General features: G+C 67.5%; 18 protein-coding genes. 6 read left to right on the forward strand and 12 right to left on the reverse strand.

Features of this window, described 5'->3' with window-relative positions:
- Window positions 1-10: 10 nt before the first annotated feature.
- The 7 genes from KV110_RS19245 to KV110_RS19275 form a co-directional block, all read right to left on the reverse strand.
- Window positions 11-1162, reverse strand: coding sequence for a MarP family serine protease (locus KV110_RS19245; RefSeq protein WP_218477721.1), 1152 nt, complete (start codon window positions 1160-1162; stop codon window positions 11-13).
- A gap of 67 nt (window positions 1163-1229) precedes the next feature.
- Entirely contained in the window at window positions 1230-2228 is a 999-nt protein-coding gene (locus tag KV110_RS19250; RefSeq protein ID WP_218477722.1) for a 1-aminocyclopropane-1-carboxylate deaminase/D-cysteine desulfhydrase, read from the reverse strand.
- A 1-nt stretch (window position 2229) separates the two neighbouring features.
- Window positions 2230-2856, reverse strand: a complete 627-nt coding sequence (locus KV110_RS19255) for a TetR/AcrR family transcriptional regulator (RefSeq protein WP_246634637.1) — start codon at window positions 2854-2856, stop codon at window positions 2230-2232.
- A gap of 35 nt (window positions 2857-2891) precedes the next feature.
- Window positions 2892-4688, reverse strand: a complete 1797-nt coding sequence (locus KV110_RS19260) for an acyl-CoA dehydrogenase (protein ID WP_218477724.1) — start codon at window positions 4686-4688, stop codon at window positions 2892-2894.
- Between the two features lie 180 nt (window positions 4689-4868).
- Entirely contained in the window at window positions 4869-5990 is a 1122-nt protein-coding gene (locus tag KV110_RS19265) for a CaiB/BaiF CoA transferase family protein (protein ID WP_218477725.1), read from the reverse strand.
- Between the two features lie 219 nt (window positions 5991-6209).
- On the reverse strand, window positions 6210-7247 hold the full coding sequence (locus KV110_RS19270) for a phosphotransferase family protein (RefSeq protein WP_218477726.1): 1038 nt from the start codon (window positions 7245-7247) through the stop codon (window positions 6210-6212).
- 5 nt (window positions 7248-7252) lie between these two features.
- Window positions 7253-8368, reverse strand: a complete 1116-nt coding sequence (locus tag KV110_RS19275) for an Rv3169 family protein (RefSeq protein ID WP_218477727.1) — start codon at window positions 8366-8368, stop codon at window positions 7253-7255.
- 94 nt (window positions 8369-8462) lie between these two features.
- Between KV110_RS19275 and KV110_RS19280 the strand changes: the two genes are divergently transcribed.
- Together KV110_RS19280 and KV110_RS19285 are read left to right on the forward strand one after the other, a co-directional pair.
- Window positions 8463-9065, forward strand: a complete 603-nt coding sequence (locus KV110_RS19280; protein ID WP_218477729.1) for a TetR/AcrR family transcriptional regulator — start codon at window positions 8463-8465, stop codon at window positions 9063-9065.
- Between the two features lie 210 nt (window positions 9066-9275).
- The gene (locus KV110_RS19285) at window positions 9276-10022 is read left to right on the forward strand and encodes an extracellular catalytic domain type 1 short-chain-length polyhydroxyalkanoate depolymerase (protein WP_246634638.1); all 747 of its coding nucleotides are present in this window, start codon (window positions 9276-9278) and stop codon (window positions 10020-10022) included.
- Here the strand turns inward: KV110_RS19285 and KV110_RS19290 are convergent, their stop codons facing one another.
- Window positions 10023-12839 carry an ATP-binding protein gene (locus KV110_RS19290; RefSeq protein ID WP_218477732.1) on the reverse strand — a complete coding sequence of 939 codons (2817 nt, stop codon included), beginning with the start codon at window positions 12837-12839 and terminating at the stop codon, window positions 10023-10025.
- A 208-nt stretch (window positions 12840-13047) separates the two neighbouring features.
- Here KV110_RS19290 and KV110_RS19295 point away from each other — a divergent pair, with 208 nt between their 5' ends.
- Window positions 13048-14205 carry an epoxide hydrolase family protein gene (locus tag KV110_RS19295; RefSeq protein ID WP_218477734.1) on the forward strand — a complete coding sequence of 386 codons (1158 nt, stop codon included), beginning with the start codon at window positions 13048-13050 and terminating at the stop codon, window positions 14203-14205.
- A gap of 69 nt (window positions 14206-14274) precedes the next feature.
- On the opposite strand, the gene cysC is transcribed toward KV110_RS19295, so the two are convergent.
- From cysC to KV110_RS19310, 3 genes are read right to left on the reverse strand one after another with little or no spacing between them, the layout of a single operon-like run.
- Complete coding sequence (gene cysC / locus KV110_RS19300) at window positions 14275-16110, reverse strand: adenylyl-sulfate kinase (protein WP_218477735.1); 1836 nt, start codon at window positions 16108-16110, stop codon at window positions 14275-14277.
- Entirely contained in the window at window positions 16110-17042 is a 933-nt protein-coding gene (gene cysD, locus KV110_RS19305) for a sulfate adenylyltransferase subunit CysD (RefSeq protein WP_218477736.1), read from the reverse strand. Before cysD ends, cysC begins: the two co-directional genes overlap by 1 nt.
- Window positions 17043-17087: 45 nt before the next feature.
- The gene (locus tag KV110_RS19310; RefSeq protein ID WP_218477737.1) at window positions 17088-17969 is read right to left on the reverse strand and encodes a helix-turn-helix domain-containing protein; all 882 of its coding nucleotides are present in this window, start codon (window positions 17967-17969) and stop codon (window positions 17088-17090) included.
- Window positions 17970-18055: 86 nt separating this feature from the next.
- Here KV110_RS19310 and KV110_RS19315 point away from each other — a divergent pair, with 86 nt between their 5' ends.
- From KV110_RS19315 to KV110_RS19325, 3 genes are read left to right on the forward strand one after another with little or no spacing between them, the layout of a single operon-like run.
- Window positions 18056-19219, forward strand: a complete 1164-nt coding sequence (locus tag KV110_RS19315) for a hypothetical protein (RefSeq protein WP_218477738.1) — start codon at window positions 18056-18058, stop codon at window positions 19217-19219.
- Window positions 19219-19995 (forward strand): SDR family oxidoreductase, encoded by a 777-nt coding sequence (locus tag KV110_RS19320; RefSeq protein WP_218477739.1) that lies wholly within the window; start codon window positions 19219-19221, stop codon window positions 19993-19995. The genes KV110_RS19315 and KV110_RS19320 overlap by 1 nt, the downstream gene beginning before the upstream one ends.
- A gap of 39 nt (window positions 19996-20034) precedes the next feature.
- The gene (locus KV110_RS19325) at window positions 20035-21198 is read left to right on the forward strand and encodes a sulfotransferase family protein (protein WP_218477740.1); all 1164 of its coding nucleotides are present in this window, start codon (window positions 20035-20037) and stop codon (window positions 21196-21198) included.
- A gap of 51 nt (window positions 21199-21249) precedes the next feature.
- Here the strand turns inward: KV110_RS19325 and KV110_RS19330 are convergent, their stop codons facing one another.
- Window positions 21250-21921, reverse strand: coding sequence for a PaaI family thioesterase (locus KV110_RS19330; RefSeq protein ID WP_218477741.1), 672 nt, complete (start codon window positions 21919-21921; stop codon window positions 21250-21252).
- Window positions 21922-21965 lie beyond the last annotated feature (44 nt).

The following is a 21965-nucleotide window of genomic DNA, read 5'->3' on the forward strand; positions in this document are numbered from 1 at the left end:
GAAATTTGTTCTAGTTAACGCACCGTCCGGTGTCGACGGCGTCATCGGATTCGTAGGCATGCCCGATGCGTGAAAGAATCTCGGGCAGGCTCGCAGCGAATCCGGCGCCGCTGCCACCCTTGTCGATTCCGAACACCAGGCCGAGCGCTCGGCCCTGCGTATCGACGACCGGGCCGCCCGAATTGCCCTCGTGGATCGAGCCGTTCAACGTGTAGGTCAAGCGTTCGCTGGTCGAACCGTGATAGATATCGGGAACCTGCCGCACGATGTGGTTCTCGACGCGCGCCGCGGCGGCCGTGTACAGCCCGCCGCTGGGGTAGCCGAGGACGATCGCGTCGGCTCCTGACGCGGCGGGTTCCGGCGCGACGGTGACCGCGGGTGCCGTGAGGCCGGGTACGCTGAGCACCGCTAGATCGAGGCTCGGATCGAAGTGCACCACAACGGCTTTCATCGGACCAGTGGGCGTATCGACCGATGTGCTCATGGTGCCGGCGACAACATGTGCGTTCGTCAGAACCAGTTCGGGTGCGATGACGAAGCCGGAACCGAACTGCTGCCGTTTGCAGGCGGGAGCCGAACCCCGGATCCGCAACACACTCTTCTGGAGGTCGGCCGGGACTCGGCTGTCCAGAATGCCGGGATCCGGCGGCGGCAGCGGAAGGACCAGGCCCGCATCGACGAGTGGGGTGGCGAGTTTGCTCGGCAGTCCCGCCAACCAGTACGGCGCGACATCGTCCACCGTGCGCACGACCACCGAATCACGCACGGCGGCCGCCAGCCCCGGCGACATGGTCAACGGCACCGCGAACATCCACACCGCGAGCGGCACCGCGACCGCGTGCACACAGGAACCACCAATGGCGTCCGCCCGTTGGGCGGCCGCACCGCGCACCGCTCTGCGTGCGACACGCCCAAGCCGCTGACCGGCGGTTTCGCCGATCGCCACCAATCCGACGATCAGCAGTACAACGATCAGCAACCGGGTGCGGCCTGGCGCGAGCTGAGCCAGCGTCACCGCCGCGATGCCCGCGCCGAGCGCGGCGCCCGCGACGATACCCAGAAAGCCGAGCACCGCGGTGATCGCACCACGACGCCAGCCGATATACGCGGCCCCGGCGGTCGCCGACAGCGCGACGAGGTCGAGCCAGTTCGGCAAGTTCACGTCTCCAATGTACTGAGGATGTCGAAAGGGGACTGTCCGGTATGGCTGGACGATGTGGCCTGACGGCTCAGTGCTGCCGAGGACCGTAGGTGTTGAGGAACAGCACCGGTCCCGCACCGAATCCGGCCGCGGTATCGAGGTGCAGTAGTGCGGCCAATGCCTTGGCGGTGTATACCGTTTCGAGTCGGAGCCCGTCCTGGGCCGCGAGGGACTCGGCTTCGCGAGCGGCGGGCGTCGGGTGGCCGTAGCCGGGGCCGAGCCAGTCCGTTGTGCTGGTCAGGTCGTCCGGGCGCAGGCCCGTCGGCTCGAATCGGGCCCCACGCGAACGCAGCAGCCGTTCGGCCCGCTTGGCCAGGCGGACGATGTGCGGGGCGTCGAGGGGGAGGGCGTCGTTGACGACGACGCCGACGACGCGCGTCTTCAGCCCGGCCAGCCGTAGGCCCAGGGCCAAACCCGCCGCGGTGCCACCGGACCCGACGGCCGTGACGAGGTGGCTCGGCTCCGGCATCGCTCCCGCGGCGATCTGGTCGGCCAGCTCGAGCGCGCCTTCGACGTAACCGAGCGCGCCGATCGGCGACGATCCGCCCACCGGCAGGAAGTACGGTCGAGTGCGACCCCGCATGTGCCGCAGGTACAGCCAGGGAGCGGTCAGGATGGTTCGCCGTTTGGTGTGCGTGAAATGCAGTGTCGCGCCGGACTTCTCCAGTCGTTTCAGCTGGGCGCGGACGTGGTCGTCCATCGGCTGGTCCAGTAGGGCGAGCACGGTCTCGATGCCTTGGTCGCGGCCGTACAGCGCGGTGGCGAGTCCCCAATTTGTCCCGGTGCCGCCGACAGTGAGGATGGTCCGTGCGCCACGTCGATGTGCTTCGGGCAGTAGCCATTCCAGCTTACGGACCTTGTTGCCGCCCCAGCCGCCGTCGCCATAACCGCTGTCGTCCTTGCACCACAGCGGAACTCCGGTGCCGACGTCGAGCGGTCGGATCGGCGTGGGTGCGGCGCCGAGTCGGAGGTACGGCACGGTGTCGGCTAGGTCAGGAAAACGCTGGTGCAGCAATGAATCCGACATGTCAGCTTCCCGTGGAAGGTCTGGTGATCGCCTCGGGGATGCCGAGCAGCGCGGCTTGCACCTCGTGCAGCCGGTCCACATCCCCTCGGATGCCTGCGACATTATCGTTGTAGAGGAATGCCTCGCCGAGGCGGACCAGTGCGTAGGCGAGCAGATCCGGCTCGACCGGTGGTCGGTAGCCGTCCTCGCGTTCGGCGCGGGCGATGAGCTCGCGCACGGTGGCCACCACCAGCGGCTGTACCGGGCCGTCGCTCGCGGTGAGAATCCGCAGTCCGGCCAGCGGCTCGTTCTCGAAGTAGCGCCGGAACGGCACGTTGTCGGTCATCCAGCGGTTGACCCGGTACAGCACGTCGAGGATGCGCCGGGCGCCGGTGGAGCGTCGCCGGGCGTCGGCGCGGGTGAGCAGCGCGGCGAACTCACCGGCCAAGACCGTGCCGAGGACGCCCTCGCGCGAGCCGAACCAGCGATAGACCGAGGCGCGGCTGAGTCCGAGTTCCGCGGCGATCGCCTGGATATCCACCCGCTCACCGGCCAGGAAGGCGCGGCGCGCCAGGCCGATGACCTCTTCCCTGGTCGCGGACGCCGGTCGTCCTGGCGGGCGGGTGGTCCGCTGGCTGGGGGTGGTCATCGGCAAATGGTACATCCTTCGGCATATGTACCGAATCAGAACCAGCTGTCCCGCATCTCCAGCGTAGTGGTGTCGAGCCGGGCGAGCAGGTCCAATGCCGGTGCCGTCTTGGGCAATTCGAACCGATAGAAGTATCGCGCCGCGTGCCGCTTACCGTCGTAGAAGTCGCCGGACCGATCGGCGGTGGCCAGTAGTTGTTCGAGCCAGATCCAGGCCAGGACGATGTGGCCGAACGCCTCGAGATAGACCGAACTGTTCGCCAGCGCGGCCTCGAAGTCGCCGGCGGCGAACAGGCCCGCGGTCACCTCTACCAGCCGCTGCCAGGCCGAATCCAGTTGTCCGGCAAGCTCGGCCGCCTCGCCACCGGCGGCGCGGGCAGCGGCAACGGTGTCCTGGACGCGACCGCCGAGCGCGAGCAGGCTCGCACCACCCTGCTGGGTTACCTTGCGCCCCAGCAGATCTAGGCCCTGGATGCCGTGGGTACCCTCGTGGATGGGGTTGAGGCGGTTGTCCCGGTAGTGCTGTTCGACGTTGTATTCGCGGGTGTAGCCGTAGCCGCCGAGCACCTGGATGGCGAGATTGTTGGCCTCCAGGCACCATTGCGACGGCCAGCTCTTGGCGATCGGGGTCAGGATGTCGAGCAGTAGCGTGAGCGCCCGCTTCTCGTCGGCGGAATCGGCCGTGTGCTGTTCGTCGACCAGTCTGGCGCAGTAGAGCACCAGCGCCAGCGCACCTTCGGCGTAGGACTTCTGCGCCAACAGCATCCGCTTGACGTCGGCGTGCTCGATGATCGGGCGCTGCGGCGCGGACGGATCGGCGGGCAGCTTCGCGCGACCCTGGGCGCGGGTGCGGGCGTAGTCGAGGGATTCGAGGTAACCGGTGTAGCCGAGCGCCGTCGCGACCAGGCCGACGCCGATCCGCGCCTCGTTCATCATGTGGAACATGTAGCTGAGGCCGCGATGCGGTTCGCCGACCAGGTAGCCGACAGCGCCCGCCGCGCCGCCCGGCGTCCAGCGGCCTTCGCCGAAGTTGAGCACCGTATTGACGGTGCCGCGGAAGCCCATCTTGTGATTGAGCCCGGCCAACGCGATGTCGTTGCGTTCGCCGAGCGCGCCGTCCTCGCCGACCAGGAACCTCGGCACCACGAACAAGGAGATGCCCTTGGTGCCCGCCGGACCGCCGGGAATCTTCGCCAGCACCAGGTGCACGATGTTCTCGCCGAGTTCATGGTCGCCGCCGGAGATCCACATCTTCGTGCCGAACAGCCGGTAGGTGCCGTCGTCCTGCGGTTCGGCGCGGGTGACGATATCGGCCAGCGACGAACCCGCCTGCGGCTCGGACAGGCACATCGTGCCGAAGAACCGCCCCTCCAGCATCGGGCGGACGAACCGTTCGGTGAACTCCGGGCCGGTATGGGCGACAAGAAGGTTCGCGTTCGCCACGGTGAGGAACGAGTAGCCCGCGGTGCCGGGATTGGCCGCCTGGAACCACGCGTAGCTCGCCTGCGCGACGGTGGCGGGCAGCTGCGCCCCGCCGAGCTCATAATCCATTGCCGCGGCGGGCAGTCCGGCCTTGGCGAAGGCCGCGAGCGCCGTACCCACCTCGGGAATAATGGTGACCCGCTCGCCGTCGAACGTCGGCTCGTTCGCATCGTTGAGCTTGTTGTGCGGCGCAAAGTATTTCGTGGCCAGCTGCTCGCTGAGCTCCAGCACGGCGTCGAACGTCTCGCGCGAATGATCGGCGAAGCGTTCACGTTTGGTGAGCCCCTCGACGTCCAACCACTCGTAGAGCAGGAAATCGAGATCGCGCCGGGAAAGCAGCGTAGACCGCATCAGCCGTCCTTTCGAGACATGTCCCACCTACTGTATCTTACAGCGGCGCGGCGTCTCGACCCCGACACCGCCTCACAGGGAGTGCCCGCGCCCACAGCGGGTGTAGCCGCTGTGAGGCGTGTCGAATCCCTGCGATCCCTCGGCGGGGTGGCGGTTGGGTGGGTAGCGAACCGGGGCGGGTCAGCTGGTGACGCGGGCGATCCGGTCGGGGTGCACTCCCCAGCCGGACAACAGCTTTCGGACCTGCTCCGGGTCCGATGACAGCGGGGCGGGAGTGTCGACGGGTGTGCGGTCGAAGCGGGGTGCGGGGGCGGGCTGGCGGACCCCATTTACCTCGATGAAGGCGTTGCGGGCCTGGTTGTGCGGGTGTTCGTGGGCTTCCCACGGGCTCAGGACCGGCGCGACGCAGGCATCGGAACCCGCGAAGACCTCGGCCCATTCATCGCGGGTGCGTTCCTTGAATTTGGCGCCGAGCACCTCCTTCAGCCGCGGCCAGCCGTTCTTGTCCAGCTGGAACGGCAGATCAGGGGCGTCGATGCCGAGGATCGCCAGCATCTGGTTGTAGAACGGGATCTCGACGCAGCCGACCGCGAGGTACTGGCCGTCGGCGCATTCGTAGGTGTCGTAGAAGGGAGCGCCCCCGTCGAGCATGTTCTCGCCGCGCGGGAAGTTCCACAGGCCGAGGTGATGCAGCCCGTGCATGGACGCGGTGAACAGGGCGGAACCGTCCACCATCGCCGCGTCGATCACCTGCCCCTTGCCGGAACGTTCGCGTTCGTACAGCGCACCGAGCACGCCGAGTGCGAGCAGCAGGCCGCCACCGGCGAAGTCGCCGAGCATGTTCGCGGGCGGTACCGGCGGTTCTCCGGCGCGGCCGACCAGACCGAGCGCGCCGGAAATCGCGATGTAGTCGATGTCGTGGCCCGCGGTGTGGGCCAGCGGACCTTCCTGGCCCCAGCCGGTCATCCGGCCGTAGATCAGGCGCGGGTTACGAGTGGCCAGGTCCGCCGGGCCGATGCCGAGGCGTTCGGCGACACCGGGCCGGAACCCTTCGATCAGCACATCGGCGTGATCGGCGAGCTCGAGCAGTGTCTCCCGATCGGCGGGGTCCTTGAGATCCAGTGTGATGCTGTGCTTTCCGCGATCGAGCGGCCCCTCCGGCGAGACGATGCCCTCGCCGGGTTTCCCGCCACGATCGACCCGGAGCACCTCCGCGCCCAGATCCGCCAGGACCATCGCGCCGAACGGGCCAGGCGCGAGGCTGGCGATCTCGATGACTTTCACTCCGTGCAGTGGTCCCATGTCTCCGCTCTCTGTCACCCTCGACGACGGCATGCGGCCACGGCCGAACCCCGCCCGTCCGGATCGGTGCCCCGAGGCTAAGCCCGGCGCGCGGCCTCGCCAATGACCGGCGCGCTCGAGAGAGCGTGACCGTAGCGCTCACGACTCCGCCTCGCTGGCGCTCGGCTACGTCGTGCGCTACCGGCGCGCTGTGTCTTTGGCTCGCTCGCTGACGCTCGCTCACGACTCCCCGAGCAACTCCTCCAGCCGCGCGACGGTGACCGCGGACAGGTCGCCCATGCCGAGGTAGGTCGATATGCGCAGTAGCGCCACGGAGAGGAGGACCGCGCCGAGGATCTCGTTGAACCGCAGCCGACGCACCGGCCAGCCGGTGGCGGCTTCGTAGCGTGCGACGGTTTCCTCGCGGCTCGGCGTGCCGGGCAAGCGCGGCTTGCCGAGGTATTCGCTGGACACCCAGTCGGTGAGGAGCAGCCAGGCCAGATCGGATTCGTGGTCGCCGAGGTGGCCGACCTCCCAGTCCAGCGCGCCGAGCACCGCGTAGTCGTTGTCGTACAGCATGTTCGACAGCCGGGAGTCGCCCCAGCAGAGCGTGACGTGCTCAGGGTCGTAGCGATTGTCGCGGAGCCAGGTGAGTGCCCGTTCGATGGTGTCGGGTATCTGCGGCGCCGCCCAGTGCACGGCCCAGTCGAGGTAGTTCACGGCTTGTTCGACCGGGTGTGCGCCGAATCGGTCGAGGCGCAGGAAGTCCAGGTGCAGTGCCGCCGGGTCGAGCAGGTGCAGCCGGGCCATGGTGTCGACGCAGCCCCACCACATCGTCGTCCGATCCTTCGGCGCCGCTTCGAGATACATGCCGGATTCGTGATACGGCGGTACATCGCTCGGTGTCCGCCCGCCGTCGATGCGATCCATCAGCAGGTAGGGGCTGCCGAGGGCGGTGGCATCGGTATCGATCCACCGCACCGTCGGAACCGGAATGCCGGTAGGTGCAAGACGTTTCATCAGGACGAACTGGCGCCGCAGATCGTAGTCGGGGAACAGTGGCACCTCGGGCGGCCTGCGGAACACCAAGCCGAGGGGTTCGTCCGCGCCATCGATGCCTTCGACGGTGAAAAGGTAAGTGTCGGAGGCAAAGCCTTGCTCCGCCCGCTGCCACCCGGTGATGGTGGCTTGTCCGGCATTCGGCAGCCGGTGCCGGATCACCTCTTCGAGCAGCGGCGGAATGTGTTCGGGGGCCGGGCGCTTGGTCCCATCGGGCATTGCGCTCACCATCCTGGGTAACCGTAACGCGGATAGCTGCCGACGAAGACCATCTCCAGCAGGCCGTGCCCCACCTGATCGCCCATCCGCACCGTGCACAGGGATTCGCTGAGGAAGCTGACCGGTCTGATCTGGTCGAGATCGGTGGTGTCGACGGTGAATTCGTCGCTGAACGAGGTCCCGCGCCACATGCCGGAGGCGTAGCCGCGGTATTCGTCGTATCCGGCGAGGCCGGGCCAGAAGCGGCAGGTCGGCTGCACCTCGATGGACGTCGTGCTGCGGTCGGCGTGGTGCACGGTGAACGTGCCGCCGGAGGCGACGCGCAGATCCCGCTCGAAGCTGAGCTCGTGTTCGACATCGATAATCGGCGTCGCTGCGCGTCCGGTGGCGAGCGGGTACAGCACCTCGCCCTCGAACTGCCAGCGCTGCCCGGCGCTGGTCTCCCGCTGCGCGAAATGCACCAGCCGGTCGTCGAATTGGAAGATGCCCATGTAGTAGAGGACGCCATCGGGCGCCTCGGTGGGTTGCAGCCCCCGGCCTTCTTCCAAGGTGCCGCCGCCCGGACCGTGCCGTACGCCCCAGGAATGGTCACGGCCGAACCACCACTGGTCGGGGTCGATCTCGATTCGCCTGCCGTCGATCTCGAGCCAGCCGGTGACGGTGCCGTTCTGGTAGTAGCGACGGGCGTCCTCGCGCACGCGACCCCGGGAGCGGTGGAAGGCCGGGGTCTGCTCGTAGGCGGGGAATGTTCCGTGGAAGTCGAGCTGCATGCGCAATCCGTGATCGTTGGCGCCCAACGTCGCTCGCGTGCCGAGCAGCGGTTCGGTGATCGCGTAGGTGTAGGGCCCGACCGTCCATGAGCCCAATGCGGAACGCGGGGCACCGTATTCGGTGGACAGGCGCACCACTCGCGCCTGCTTGCCGCCGATCGTGACCATCGCGTAGGCGTCCATCACATTGCGATTGGGGTAGCGGGCGAGGCCGGTCATCACGCTCACCTCGCCGGAGGTGTCGAAGCCGTACATCACCACCCGCTCGGTCCAGCGCAGATCGCTCTGCGACACATGGTCGAACGTGGTCGGCAGCTGGTGGCACAGCATTTCATCGTCAGGTACAAGCACGGGCATTCCCTTCATCGAGCTGTCCGCCAATGTATTACGATGCACATCGCAACGTATTTGTTTTCGCCGATTCCGGCCCGGTACGCTGCGCCATGTGACATCCACCGACCCCGCGAATTCTCGCTCCGCCGCAGGCCGCCCCCGTGATATCCAGATCGATCGCGCGGTCCTCGACGCCACCCGGGCGCTGCTCGCCGAGGTCGGCTACCAGGACGTCACCATCGCCGCCGTCGCCCGCCGCGCCGGGGTCGGCACCGCACCCATCTACCGCCGCTGGCCCGGCAAGGAAGCGTTGATCGAGGACGCGGTTTTCGGCTCCGAAAACCTCTGGCTCCCAGCGGAAACCGACGACCTGCACGCCGACCTGACCGCGTGGGCCCGGCTGTTCCTCGAACGCATCGCCGAGCCGGCCACTCGCGCAGCCGTTCCCGGGCTGATGTCGGCCTATCACGATGACCCGGCCCGGTATCGGGCCCTACACGACCGCGCCGACCTGCCCGCCCGCAAGGCCCTCGCCGAGCGGATCGGCCCGGCCATCCCCGAGGGGGCCGATCGTTGCGCCGCAACGGACCTGGTCTTCGAGATCCTCGTCGCGCGCACGCTGATCCGCGGCGTGACCCACGGCCTCGACGACGCCGAAACATTCTGTCGGCGAACGGCCGACGCGCTCTCCGCGATAATTGACGCGTCCCGCTGATCTCGTCTCGCCTCGCGGAAATCTACTTCGTGACATAGTGATTCGATGAGTCGGCTTCGTCACATCGCCGCCCTAGCCAGTGTTCTCTGTGTCCTCGGCGCCACGGCGTGTGGCGGTTCCTCGACTCCGGAGACATCGACGACTACTCAGCCTTTGTCGTCGCTCCCGGCGGCCATCCCACCGACCGAGAATCCTGGTCAGGATCGAGCCGTGAACCTCGAATTCGGCGGTAAGCAGCGCTCGTATGTGGTGCATACGCCGCCGAGCTACGCCGACAGCACCTCGCTGCCGTTGGTCGTCGCGATGCATTCCTTTCCCGGCGACGCGGCACAGATCGCCACCACTACCGGGCTGAATGCCAAGGCGGACAAGGAGAACTTCCTCGTTGTCTATCCGGAGGGCTATTCCTCGGCATACAACGCTTTGGTCTGTTGTGGCACGGAGGACGATGTCGGCTTCATCCGAACCGTCATCGCCGAAATGACCACCCAGTGGAAGGCCGATCCCCAGCGCGTGTATGCCACCGGTATGTCCAACGGCGGCGACATGTCCTACAAGCTCGCCGTCGAACTGCCCGGCACCTTCGCCGCCATCGCCCCGGTCAGCGGGGGCTTCATCGGTGCGAAAGCGGCGGACGCGGCCTACAAGCCGACCACCCCGGTTTCGGTGATCACCTTCCTCGGTGGCAAAGACCGCTATATCAGCCAGTTCGACGCGGGAATCACGCAGTGGCAGCAGCGACTTGCCTGCGCGCCCACGGGCGCGCCCGCGTCATTGGCCCAGGGCATCACCCTGACGAAGGCGACCTGTGGCGACGGCAGCGAAGTCCACGTCTACCGGCTGCCGGAGATGGGTCACGGGTGGGCCGGTGCCGAGCAAGGCGTCCTTTCCGAGCCGAACGCTGGGGTCGACGCGACCGATCTCCTGTGGGACTTCTTCAAGGTCCACCCGAAGTGATCACCGATCGGTCTCCAGCAGGCGATGCGTGTGCGCGGCGGCCGCGGCTTCGGTTCGGGTGGCGACGCCGAGCTTGGTGAGAATGCGGGAGACATGGACGCCCGCGGTGTTGCCGCTGATGAAGAGTTCGGCGGCAATTTGACGGTTGCTCAATCCTTTGGCGACAAGGCGTAGCACGTCGAGCTCTCGTGGGGTGAGACCGAAGGTGGTCGGACGCACGGCGTTCGGTTCGGGTGCGGCGCCGGAGAGGGAGAGTCCGGCCCGGTCGGCGATGCGGCGGACCGCGTCGGACAGGGGAGTGGCACCGAGATCAGCTGCGATGACATGGGCTTCGCGCAGCGCCGTGTGCGCCGCGGGCCGGTTGCCCACCGCCAGTTCGGCTTCGGCGCAGTAGCGCAGGCTGAGCGCCAGCTCGTACGGCTGTCGCAGTGCGCGCCACGCGGATACGGCGTCGTGCCACCCGGCGGGACCGTCGGTGCTGGTAGCGGCGAAGACGGCGCGATTGGCCGTGTCCACAGCGGTGGTCACCGGCAGGGAAGCGACGAGCTTGTCGAGGTCCATGGGTATTTCCGCGAGACGGGCAGCGAGGACGAGCAGCGGCCACACCTCGTGGTGGTGCGCGTCCAGATCCTCAGCCGCCAGCGCCGCCACGGCGATGTCGGCCGCGCGCTGCGGCTGGTCCAAGGCGATAGCGCACTGCACGGTGCGCAGTTGGAGCTGGTACTGCCGCGCCCACGGCCCGTCGCTCACCAGCTCGGCCGCGCCATCCGCACTGGTCCTCGCCGCAGTGGAATCACCCTGGGCCAGTACAATTCTGGCGTGCGTTAGCAGCAGGGCGGCCCTGCTCAAGGGTGGCAGCTGCTCGGTGAGTGATTCATCGATGAGGTCGAGCGCTTCCGGCCACCGGCCGAGCGCGGTCAATGCCTGCGCCCATTTGACCAGCAGGATAGGGGCGGCTTCGACGAAGCGGAACGTTTCGTGAGCCGCGCGGAGCCCCTGCTGGATCGCCGCGATAGCCGCGACATGATCACCCGCCGCGACGAGCACCGCCGACTCCCACAGCGCCACGGTGACCATCGTTTGCGGGTCAGCGGCGACCGTGGCGGCAGCGTGTGCCTTCTCGAAATAAGCTATGGCGGTATCGGATCGGGCCGCGGTAGCCAGGCCGAGATAGGCGTAGGCGCGGGCGGCCATGGCCATGGCCCCGACCTGCTCGGCCACCTCGACGGCGGCCAGCGCGTCGCGTTCGGCCGCTGCCGCGTCACCGCCGAAGACGCGGGCGGCGGCGAGTTCGGCAAGCACCTCGCCCCGCAACACGGTCGGCGGGTCCGCGGGCAGCAATGCCAACGCGTGCAGCAGATCGTCGTCACCCCCGTTGCTGCTGTGGTTCTTCAGCCCGGCTCGGTAGTAGAACAGACGCGCCGCGCGCTGCGGTGCGCTGCCGATATCGATCAGCAGCAACGCCTCATCCGCCGCCGTGATGCCCTGCTCGACGATGCCGCCCTGGTAGCACGCCTCTACTACCTGCTCGAGCACGTCGAGACGTTCGGTGGTTATCCGAGCCGCCGCATCCGGTACCCGATCCCAGAGTTCGAGCACGCGATCGAGGTGACGCAGCCGTTCACGGTGCGCTCCAACGGCTTCCGCGGTCGCGGCGGCGCTCCAGGACGCCGCCAAGGCCAGCGGCAGATCGCCTGCGGCGTGGGCGTGATAGGCCAGCTCGCCCGTGTGCTGGGCATCAGGCGACGTGCGCAGTGCCTGGGAAAGCTTGGCGTGCAGTCGCTTCCGCTCGATCGGCAACAGGTGATCGTATACGGCGTCGCGAATCAGGATGTGCCGGAACTCGTATCCGGTGTCGTGTACGACGAGCACCTGCTGATCGATCAGCTGACGCAGCGCGTGGTGCAGCCTGTCCTCGTCGAGTTCGGTGGCCGAGTCGAGCAACGCGTGCCGCACCGGCGATCCCGCGACCGCGGCGAGCCGGAGCAGTGCCTTCGTCTCCGGCGGTAACCCGGTCAGGTAACCGAGTAGCAGCTCGGACAGATCGGCCGGGGTCTCGTCGGGCGAGCTGCTGAGCGCCTCGACGAACAGCGGAATCCCTTTGCTGCGTTCGAAGATTCGCGCGATCGTCCCGGGCTCGGGTTCGCGCCCGAACAGTGCGGCGAGTTGCCTGCCCACCTCGTGCCGGGTCAGCGGCTGCGGAACCACCAATCGCACACCGGGGTCGCGGCGCAGGCCCGCGACGAGGCTGCGCATCGCCGCGGAATCGGCTGGGCGGTAGGTGCCGACCAGCAGCAGGTCGCACTGCGCCGTGTTGGCCACCAGAAAGGCGAGCAGTTCACGGCTCGAGTCATCGGCCCAGTGCAGGTCCTCCAGCACCACGACCACCGGCTGTCGCACCGCGAGCTGTTCGAGCACGGTAAGGATCTCGCCGAACAACCGGATCCGATCGGTGTCCGGCTCCGCCGAACCCGCGTGCGCCGCCAGCTCGGGCAGCCACCGTGACAACGCCGGACGGCTGACCGGAAGCAGTGTGGCCACCCGGTCCACCCCGAGCTGCCGCACCAGCGCCCGCATGACCGAGACGAACGGTGCGAACGGCACACCGTCGTTGCCGAATTCGGGACACCGACCGAGCAGGATCACCGTGTCCGCGCTGAGCCGCGTGGTGAACTCGGCGACGAGCCGGGACTTGCCGAGCCCGGCCTCACCGGCGATCAGCACCGTGTGCACCGCCGGATCCTGGTAGGCGTCCCGCAGCGCCGATACTTCCGCGGCCCGCCCGACAAAGGGACCACAGACGGGAAGGCTCACCACTCCGCGATCATGCCCGGACCGGACGGTTCACGCCAGTCCATGCACCGGGCGCATAAAGCACAGGCTCGTGCGGAAAGACCACAGGCTCGTGCGTAAAGACACAGGGTCGAGCGTAAAGACACAGCGTCGTGCGTAAAGACGTAGTTCTGCCCGAGATAACGAATTCTCGTGATTCGCCGACCCCCTCGTTACCCGAAGTATTACTGGCATGACGAACAACGAGATCCGCTCCTTCCGCATCGAGATTCCGCAGGCCGACCTGAACGACCTCCGTGACCGGCTGGCCCGCACGCGCTGGATCGACGACCTCCCCGGCGCCGGCTGGGAGCGCGGCGTGCCGACCGCGTACCTGAAGGAACTCGCCGGCTACTGGGCGGAGAAATTCGACTGGCGCGCGGTCGAAGCGGAGCTCAACAAATACCCGCAGTTCACCACCACCATCGACGGCCATAACATGCACTTCCTGCACATCCGCTCCGCCGAGGCCGACGCCACCCCGCTGCTCCTGCTGCACGGCTGGCCGAGTTCGGTGGTCGACTTCCTCGACGTGATCGGCCCGCTCACCGACCCCAAGGCGCACGGCGCCGCCGACGCACCCGCCTTCCACCTGGTCATTCCGTCGCTGCCCGGACACGGTTTCGCCGGACCGGTCACCGAGACCGGCTGGCACGACGGCCGGGTCGCGGCCGCGCTGGCCGAGCTGATGGCGCGGCTCGACTACGACCGCTACGGCGTGCATGGCGGCGACCACGGCGCGTTCATCGCCCCGCAACTCGGCCGGGTGGACACCGATCATGTGCTCGGCGTGCACGTCAACGCGCTGGTCACCTTCCCGACCGGCGATCCGGCCGATATGGCCGCGCTGACCGACGCGGAAAAGCAGCGGCTCGGCCGGATGAAGCAGTTCCAGGACGACGGCTCGGCCTACATGAAGCTGAAGGGGTCGCGGCCGAATACCCTCGCGCAGTTGGTGGCCGATTCACCGGCCGGGCAGCTCGGCTGGATCGTGGAGAAGTACAAGGAGTGGGTCGACCAGGCACACGAACTGCCCGAGCAGGCGATCGATAAGGATCGGATGCTGGCCAACGTCAGCGTCTACTGGTTCACCGACACCGCGCGCAGCGTGGCGAACTACTACTACGAGCGCTTCCACGACGCGACCATGTTCGCGCCGGCACCGAAGGGCGCCGTGCCGACCGGCGTCGCGGTCTTCAAGGACGGCGACTACGCCATCCGCCGCTTCGCCGAAAAGGCGCACAACATCACCCACTGGTCGGAGTTCTACTCCGGCGGTCACTTCCCCGCCCTCGAGGTTCCTGGCCTCCTGGTAGCTGACGTCCGCGAGTTCTTCCGCACTCTGATCTGACCCGGATGAGCGGCACACGGTGGCGGGCCCTTCTCGGGATGCCCCGCCGCCGTGTGCCACTCAGTCGGCTTAGTCCAGAACAGTGAGCCGGGTGAGGATGGTTGCCGCCATGGCCGCTGGGTCGCCGTCGTCGGGGCGTAGGACGAGCTCGGCCTCGGTGGGTGCCTCGTAGGGGGCGTCGATGCCGGTGAAGCCGCGGATCTCACCGGCGCGGGCCTTGGCGTACATGCCCTTCGGGTCGCGGGATTCGCAGAGTTCCAACGGGGTGTCGACGAAGACCTCGACGAACGGGATGCCTGCCGCCAGGTGAGCCGCACGTACCCGGTCACGATCGGCGCGGTACGGGCTGATCAGCGAAACCACCGCCACCACACCGGCTTCGGCGAACAGGCGGGCGACTTCGCCGACGCGGCGGACGTTCTCGACCCGGTCGGCGGCGCTGAAACCGAGGTCGGCGTTGAGTCCGTGGCGCAGATTGTCGCCGTCGAGCAGGAAGGCGGGGCGACCCGCGGCGACCAGGCGGCGTTCGAGTTCGACCGCGACGGTGGACTTTCCGGACCCGGACAGGCCGGTCAGCCAGACGGTGAGGCCGCGGGTCGCCCGCTCGTCCCGGCCGACAGCGGTGGACTGCCAGACCACGCGTGATGAGGGGAGACTCGGACCGGTGATCATGCCCGCACCGACGGTGTTGTTGGTGGTGTCGTCGACCAGGATGAAGCTGCCGGTGAATCGGTTCCGGCGGTACGGGTCGAACAACAGTGGCTGGCGGGTGCGCAGTTGGACACGACCTATTTCGTTGAGGGACAACGATTCCGCGTTTTCGTCACGATGCAGCGTGTTGACATCCAGCCGGTAGTCCAGGGTCCGCACTTCGACGGTGGCGGTGCGGGTGGTGTGCCGGATGGTGTAGGTGCTGCCGGGGGTGAGCTGTGACTCGTCGGCGAACCAGCAGACCATCGCGTCGAGATCGCGCCCGGCGGTCGGGCGGTTGCTCGGGCGGCAGATCATGTCGCCACGCGAGACGTCGAGGTCGTCGGCGAGCTGGATGGTCACCGCCTGCGGCGGAAAGGCTTCCGCGACCGGGGTGCCGCCCGGACCCCAGATGGCCTCGACGGTCGTGGTGAATCCCGAAGGCAGCACCGCGACTTCGTCACCCGGCTTGAACACCCCGCCCGCTACCGTGCCCGCGTAGCCGCGGAAATCCTGGGCGTGCCTGCGGGTCACATACTGCACCGGGAACCGCGCGTCGATCAGGTTGCGGTCGGAGGCGATGTGCACCTCTTCGAGATGGTGCAGCAGGGGAGTGCCCTCGTACCACGGCATGCTCGCGCCGCGGTGCACGATGTTCTCGCCGTCCAGCGCGGACATCGGGACGAAGGTCAGGTCGTGGATGTCGAGTTTGGCGGCGAACTGCGCGAATTCCGTGCGGATCTCCTCGAACCTCGCCTGTGACCAGTCGACCAGATCCATTTTGTTGACGCACAGCACCAGGTGCGGAATGCCGAGCAGGCTGGCGAGAAACGCGTGCCTGCGGGTCTGCTCCAGCACGCCCTTGCGCGCGTCGACCAGGATCAGCGCGAGGTCGGCGGTGGACGCGCCGGTGACCATGTTCCTGGTGTACTGGATGTGGCCGGGGGTGTCGGCGATGATGAATTTCCGTCGGGGCGTGGCGAAATAGCGATGTGCCACGTCGATGGTGATGCCCTGTTCGCGTTCGGCGCGCAGTCCATCGGTGAGCAGGGCCAGGTTCGGATAGTCGTCGCCGCGGTCGCGGCTGGTCCGCTCCACCGCGGCGAGCTGGTCGGTGAAGATCGTCTTGGAGTCGAAGAGCAGGCGGCCGATGAGGGTGGATTTGCCGTCGTCGACGCTGCCGGCGGTGGCGAGGCGCAGCAGGGTTGCGGTCATCAGAAGTAGCCCTCTCGTTTGCGATCTTCCATGCCCGCCTCGGAGATTCGATCGTCGGCGCGGGTGGCGCCACGCTCGGTCACCCTGGCCGCGGCCACCTCCATGACCACTTCGGCGGGGGTGGCGGCGGTCGATTCGACGCAGCCGGTGCAGGTGGCGTCGCCGACCGTGCGGAACCGCACCGTCGTCTCCTGTGGTTGCTCGCCGTCGAGGAGCTGCAGGAAGCGCGTGTGCGCCAACAACATTCCGTCGCGCTGTACCACCGGACGGCGATGCGCGTAGTAGAGCGGCGGCAGCTCGATGCCCTCGGCCGCGATATAGGTCCAGATGTCGAGCTCGGTCCAGTTCGACAGCGGGAACACTCGAATGTGTTCGCCCGCACGGTGTCTGCCGTTGTAGAGATTCCACAGCTCGGGTCGCTGGCTACGCGGATCCCACTGGCCGTACTCGTCGCGGAAGCTGAACACCCGCTCCTTGGCGCGCGCCTTCTCCTCATCGCGCCGCGCGCCGCCGAAGACCGCGTCGAACGAGCCCTCCTGGATAGCACGCAGCAGCGTGGTGGTCTGCAGCCGGTTGCGTGAGGCGCGCGGGCCGGTCTCCTCGACGACCCGCCCGGCGTCGATATCGTCCTGTACCTTGCCGACCACCAGCCGCAGTCCGAACCGCGCGACCGTCTCGTCGCGGTAGGCGATCACCTCGTCGAAGTTGTGCCCGGTATCGATGTGCAGCACCGGGAACGGCAGCGGCGCGGGCCAGAAGGCCTTGGCCGCCAAATGCAGCATCACCACCGAGTCCTTGCCGCCGGAGAACAGCAACACCGGGCGTTCGAATGTTGCCGCTACTTCACGGAATATGTGTGCCGACTCGGCTTCGAGCGCGTCCAGATGAGGTAGCTCGTAGGTACTAGCCGTCGACTTCGCGTACTGGCTCACACCGCAAAACTAGAACACGTTTCGATTGTTGGCAATGGGTGTGATTCACGGCTGTGGTCGCTGACCGCCCGACGCGGCCGTCACCGCATCCGCCGCGGCGACGAGGGCTGTTCCGCGCCTGTCGATTTCGGCGCCGGTGATGGACGCGCCGACGTACATGGTCAGCACCATGTTCTGCCTGCCGTCGCCGCCGTAGGTGGGCGCGGCGAGCAGGCTGACCGGGTGCTCCTTGCGCGGCCGCAGATCCGTGCCGAGATACACCCGCTCGCCGAGGCTCGTGACCAGCTCGCCGACCAGTTCACGCAGCTCGTCGGGCAGCTCGCGGGCGGCGAAACCCGCCAGCATCGAGTACAGGCGCCGCCCGGCGGAGGTGAGGCTTTCCACGAGGTAGCCGCGCTCGCGGCATTCGGCGACCACCTGCCGCAATCGCGCCTCGTCCTGCTGTAGCGGCACGGTCGGGGGCTTGGCCAGCCAGGCGTCGAACGCGGCGTCGGTGTCCCACAGCACGTACATCAGGCCGACGGGCGGCGCGAAGTGATAGGCCGCGCCGACCTTCACCATGCCAGGCCCGGTGCTTTCCAGCACCATGATCTGGTCGCCGACCACGGCCGACGCGGTGCAGGTGGTGCGGTATCGCGCGGTGAGTTTCTCCAGCTCGGTGCGGGCGAGCGCGGATATCGCGAAGCTGTCCTGAGCAACCCGGCCCGCCGCGATGAGCGCGGGTCCGAGGCCGTAGGTCAGCGTGTCGGCGTCGCGCACCAGGTAGCCGCCTGCGGTCAGCTCGGTCAGGATGCCGAGGCAGGTCGGTTTCGCGAGGTCGAGCGCCCGCGCGAGCTCGGACAGGCCGAACCGCTTGCCCCGCTGCTCGACGAGGTAATCCAGTACCTGCACCACCCGCACGGTGGGTGCGGATCGACGGTCGACCATTGACCACTCCTAGAACACGTTCTAATCTTGCCTCAGATGAAATGTACCAGAGCGGTACATATTTGGAACACTCAACGGAGAGCCTTTTGCTGACACAGCCGTTCGCGGACGCCATTGCCGCCGCCGAGCAGATCATCACCGGCGCCGCGCACATCCGCACCGAACAGGACCTCGTCGAGGGCTACGACTACCTGGCGGGCAGCATCCGGGCGGCCCTGCAGATGGCGTGGGCCTACGAGCGGGACTTCCCGTTCTTCGTTCAGTCCACCGGCCCGTACACGAAGATGGGCCTGGATAACCCGGATACGCTCTACTACCACTCGTATCTGCGCCCGGACGCGGAGTATGTGGTCACCGGAAAGCGTGGCACTACAAGGGATCTGAGCTTCCAGGTGCTGAACGGCAACTACTCGCCGGTGGAGGTGCCCGACAGCCTCACCGCCTTCGACGACCGTTCGCTGGAAGTAGGTCCGGACGGGTCTTACGAACTCCGACTCGGTCCGGGCGAAGCGCGCCCGGGGTACGTGCACCTCGCCGCCGACTCCGCGATGCTGGTGGTCCGCGAGGTCTACAGCGACTGGGCCGCGGAAAAGCCCGGCACTATCAGGATCGCCCGGGTCGACGGGATCGGCGCCGCGCCACCGCCGCTGACGAAGGACCTGCTGACCAAGCGGTACGGCGTCGCGGGCAAGATGCTGATCTCCCGGCTGAAAACCTTCCTGGCGTTCCCGGAATGGTTCTATCTGAACCTGCCGGTGAACACAATGACCGAGCCGAGGTCCACGCCCGGCGGTCTCACCACCCAGTTCTCCTCGGCGGGCCACTACGAGCTGGACGACGATCAGGCGATGATCATTACGGTGCCGAAATCCGATGCGCCGTACCAAGGCTTCCAGCTCGGCAGCATGTGGTACCTGTCGCTGGACTACATCAACCACCAGACCAGCCTCACCGCCGATCAAGCGCGGGTGGACCCCGACGGCATGATCCGGCTGGTGGTCAGCGAGCGAAATCCCGGCCTGGCCAACTGGATCGAACGCACCGGGCATGCCCGCGGCTATCTCCAGTTCCGCTGGCAGCGGCTCTCCCGCGACATGAAGCCCGAGGACGGGCCGACGGTCGAGGTGGTGCCGGTAGCCGAACTGCCGCACCGGCTTCCGTTCTACGACCAGGCCGGGGTCACGCCGGAAGAATGGCGCGCACGAATCGCGGTGCGGCAGGCCGCGGTCGCGGAAAGGATGCTCGGCTGATGTTGTTGCAGGACAAAGTTGTCGTCGTCTCCGGAGTGGGCCCCGGGCTCGGGCGAGCCATCGCGGTGCGGAGCGCGCAGGCAGGCGCCGACGTGGTCCTCGCGTCGCGCACCGAATCGCGACTCACCGAGGTGGCCAAGGAAATCACCGAGCTCGGCAGGCGCGCGGTGGTGGTGCCGACCGACATCAACGACGCGGCCGCCGCCGCGAATCTTGTCGAGACCGCGCAGCGCGCGTTCGGCCGGGTGGACACCCTGGTGAACAACGCGTTCGCGATCCCGCCGATCATGGACCTCGCCGACGTCGACCTGGACCAGGTGCGCGCCGGTTTCGAGACCAATGTGCTGGCGGCGCTGCGGTTGACGCGGCTGTTCCTCCCCGCGCTCGACGAGTCCAAGGGTTCGGTGGTGATGATCAACTCGGCGGTGCTGCGGCACTCCCGGCGCACCTTCGGGCCGTACAAGATGGCCAAGGCAAGCCTGCTCGCGCTGGCGCAGAGCCTGGCCACCGAGCTCGGACCGCGCGGCATCCGGGTCAATACCATTGCCCCGGGCTACATCTGGGCCGACAACTTGAAGTGGTACTTCAATTATCTGGCCGAACAGCGCGGCATTACCGCCGACGAGGTCTATGCCGAGACGGCGAAGACCATCGACCTGCGCAAGCTGCCCGAACCCGACGAGATCGCCGACGCGGTCGTGTTCTTCGCGTCGTCCATGGCGCGCGCGATCACCGGGGCCTGCCTGGATGTCAACGGCGGCGAATACCACCACTGAACGGGTGCGGTTGTCGCGCACCACTATTGAGGAGATGAAGTGATCGGTAGGGACGATGTCGGGACCATCGACGATCTGCACGCGTCGGCGACCAAGGTCGTCGGGCTGGACGATTTCGGTGCCGACGACTACCGCACGGGCCTCGAAGTGCTGCTCGAGTCCTATGCCGAGGACGCTGAGCTGACGCCGTTCGGCAACAAGGTGAATCGCGCGTTCCTGCGTGGGGCGCTGATCGCCCGGCTGCTGAGTGAGGCCGCGTGGCAACGCTTTCCGGAACACGCCGAGGTGGCGATCGAGCAGCCGATCTTCGTGACCGGGCTGCCGCGCTCGGGGACGACGGCGGTACACCGGCTGCTCAACGCCGACCCGGCGCACCAGGGCTTGGAGATGTGGCTGACCGAAATGCCACAGCCCCGGCCGCCGCGGGAGACGTGGGCGAGCAATCCGGTGTACCAGCGGATCGAGGCCGCATTCGAGAAGCATCACGTGGAGCATCCCGAATTCATGGGCGTGCACCATATTTCGGCCGACCAGGTGGAGGAGTGCTGGCAGTTGCTCCGGCAGTCGGCCATGTCGGTGTCCTACGAATGCCTCGCCTATCTGCCCGGCTACTCCGAGTGGCTGCGCGAGCAGGACTGGACCGCCGCCTATCGCAGGCACCGGCGCAACCTCCAGCTGATCGGCCTGCCCGACGCCAGACGACGCTGGGTACTGAAGAACCCGAGCCATTTGTTCGCCCTCGACGCCATTTTCGAGGTCTACCCGGACGCGCTCGTCATCCAGATGCACCGCGACCCGCGAACCATCATCGCCTCGGTATGCAGCCTCAACGAGCAGGCCTCGGCGGGCTGGTCGGACAAGTTCCGCGGACCGGTGGTCGGCGCCACCCAACTGGACCTGTGGGCCCGCGGCGCCGACCGTTTCCTGGCAGACCGCAAGCGCCACAACGCCGCCCAATTCTGCGACGTCGACTACGACGACTTCGTCGCCGACCCGATCGGCACCGTCGCATCGATCTACCGGCACTTCGATCTGCCGTTGACCGAGGAGGCAACGTCGGCGATGACGTCACTGCACGCGCAAAGCACCTCCGGCGCAGCACGTCCCGCCCACCGCTACACCCTCGCCGACTTCGGTCTCACCGCCGAACAGGTCGACGAACGTTTCGGGGAATACCGGGAGGCATACTTTCCGAACCGGTGACCGGCATCGTCAGGGCAATGGCGGCAGCGGTTCCGGCCACTCAGGAAGAACTCACGGCTGGCCGGGCTTCAGGACGATGAACAGGCCGTTGGCTTCGGCGCAGAGGCGGTCGCCGTCGTGCAGGGTGGCGCGGACGTAGACCTTGCGGCCCTCTTGGCGTTCGGCCCAGGCGCGGACCCGGAGTTCGGTGTCGAGCGGTGTGATGGAGCGGTAATCGACGGTGAGCGACGCGGTCCTGGTCACCGCGCCCGCGTGCACCGCCGCGGCCATGCCGAGCAGGTCGTCGAAGCCGACGGCGATCTGGCCGCCGTGGGCGGCATTGTTGCCGCCGAGATGGAAGGTGCGGAAGGTGATGCGGGCGTCGACACCGTCGCGGTCGGCGTGGTCGATCATGAACGGTGGCAGCGTGATGTTGCCGCGGGCGGGCAGGTCGTGGCGCGTCCAGGTGGGTGTCGACCACTCGTCGACGATCGCGGCGTCCAATTTGTCGTTGAGCTGCTTGAGCAGGCCGATCGTCTCCACCGCGAGCTCGTCCGACGGGGAGGCGAGCCGGGCGCGATCCATCAGTCCGCGCACCTGCTCGACGAACTCGCCGTAGTGCGGACCGCCGCGGGTGATGTCGACGTTGCTTTCCTGCGCGTTGATCAGCTCGCTCATCGGCCGGAACGCGCCCTCGTGGTGCTCCTCGCTCGGCAGCGAGTCACCGGCCTGCTGTTCGTTCATGCGGAACACGTTATAGGTTGCCCACCGAATGCTCGCGGCGCGGG

It is taken from the genome of Nocardia iowensis (assembly GCF_019222765.1).
In the GTDB taxonomy this organism is placed as follows: domain Bacteria; phylum Actinomycetota; class Actinomycetes; order Mycobacteriales; family Mycobacteriaceae; genus Nocardia; species Nocardia iowensis.

Bases quoted from the DNA above. Each gene is read 5' to 3' on its own strand.
- KV110_RS19270 (WP_218477726.1), bottom strand. From the start codon at position 7,247: ATGCCCGATGGGACCAAGCGCCCGGCCCCCGAACACATTCCGCCGCTG.
- KV110_RS19250 (WP_218477722.1), bottom strand. From the start codon at position 2,228: ATGTCGGATTCATTGCTGCACCAGCGTTTTCCTGACCTAGCCGACACC.
- KV110_RS19260 (WP_218477724.1), bottom strand. From the start codon at position 4,688: ATGCGGTCTACGCTGCTTTCCCGGCGCGATCTCGATTTCCTGCTCTAC.
- KV110_RS19295 (WP_218477734.1), top strand. From the start codon at position 13,048: ATGACGAACAACGAGATCCGCTCCTTCCGCATCGAGATTCCGCAGGCC.
- KV110_RS19330 (WP_218477741.1), bottom strand. From the start codon at position 21,921: ATGAACGAACAGCAGGCCGGTGACTCGCTGCCGAGCGAGGAGCACCAC.
- cysC (WP_218477735.1), bottom strand. From the start codon at position 16,110: ATGACCGCAACCCTGCTGCGCCTCGCCACCGCCGGCAGCGTCGACGAC.
- KV110_RS19255 (WP_246634637.1), bottom strand. From the start codon at position 2,856: ATGACCACCCCCAGCCAGCGGACCACCCGCCCGCCAGGACGACCGGCG.
- KV110_RS19265 (WP_218477725.1), bottom strand. From the start codon at position 5,990: ATGGGACCACTGCACGGAGTGAAAGTCATCGAGATCGCCAGCCTCGCG.
- KV110_RS19320 (WP_218477739.1), top strand. From the start codon at position 19,219: ATGTTGTTGCAGGACAAAGTTGTCGTCGTCTCCGGAGTGGGCCCCGGG.
- KV110_RS19310 (WP_218477737.1), bottom strand. From the start codon at position 17,969: ATGGTCGACCGTCGATCCGCACCCACCGTGCGGGTGGTGCAGGTACTG.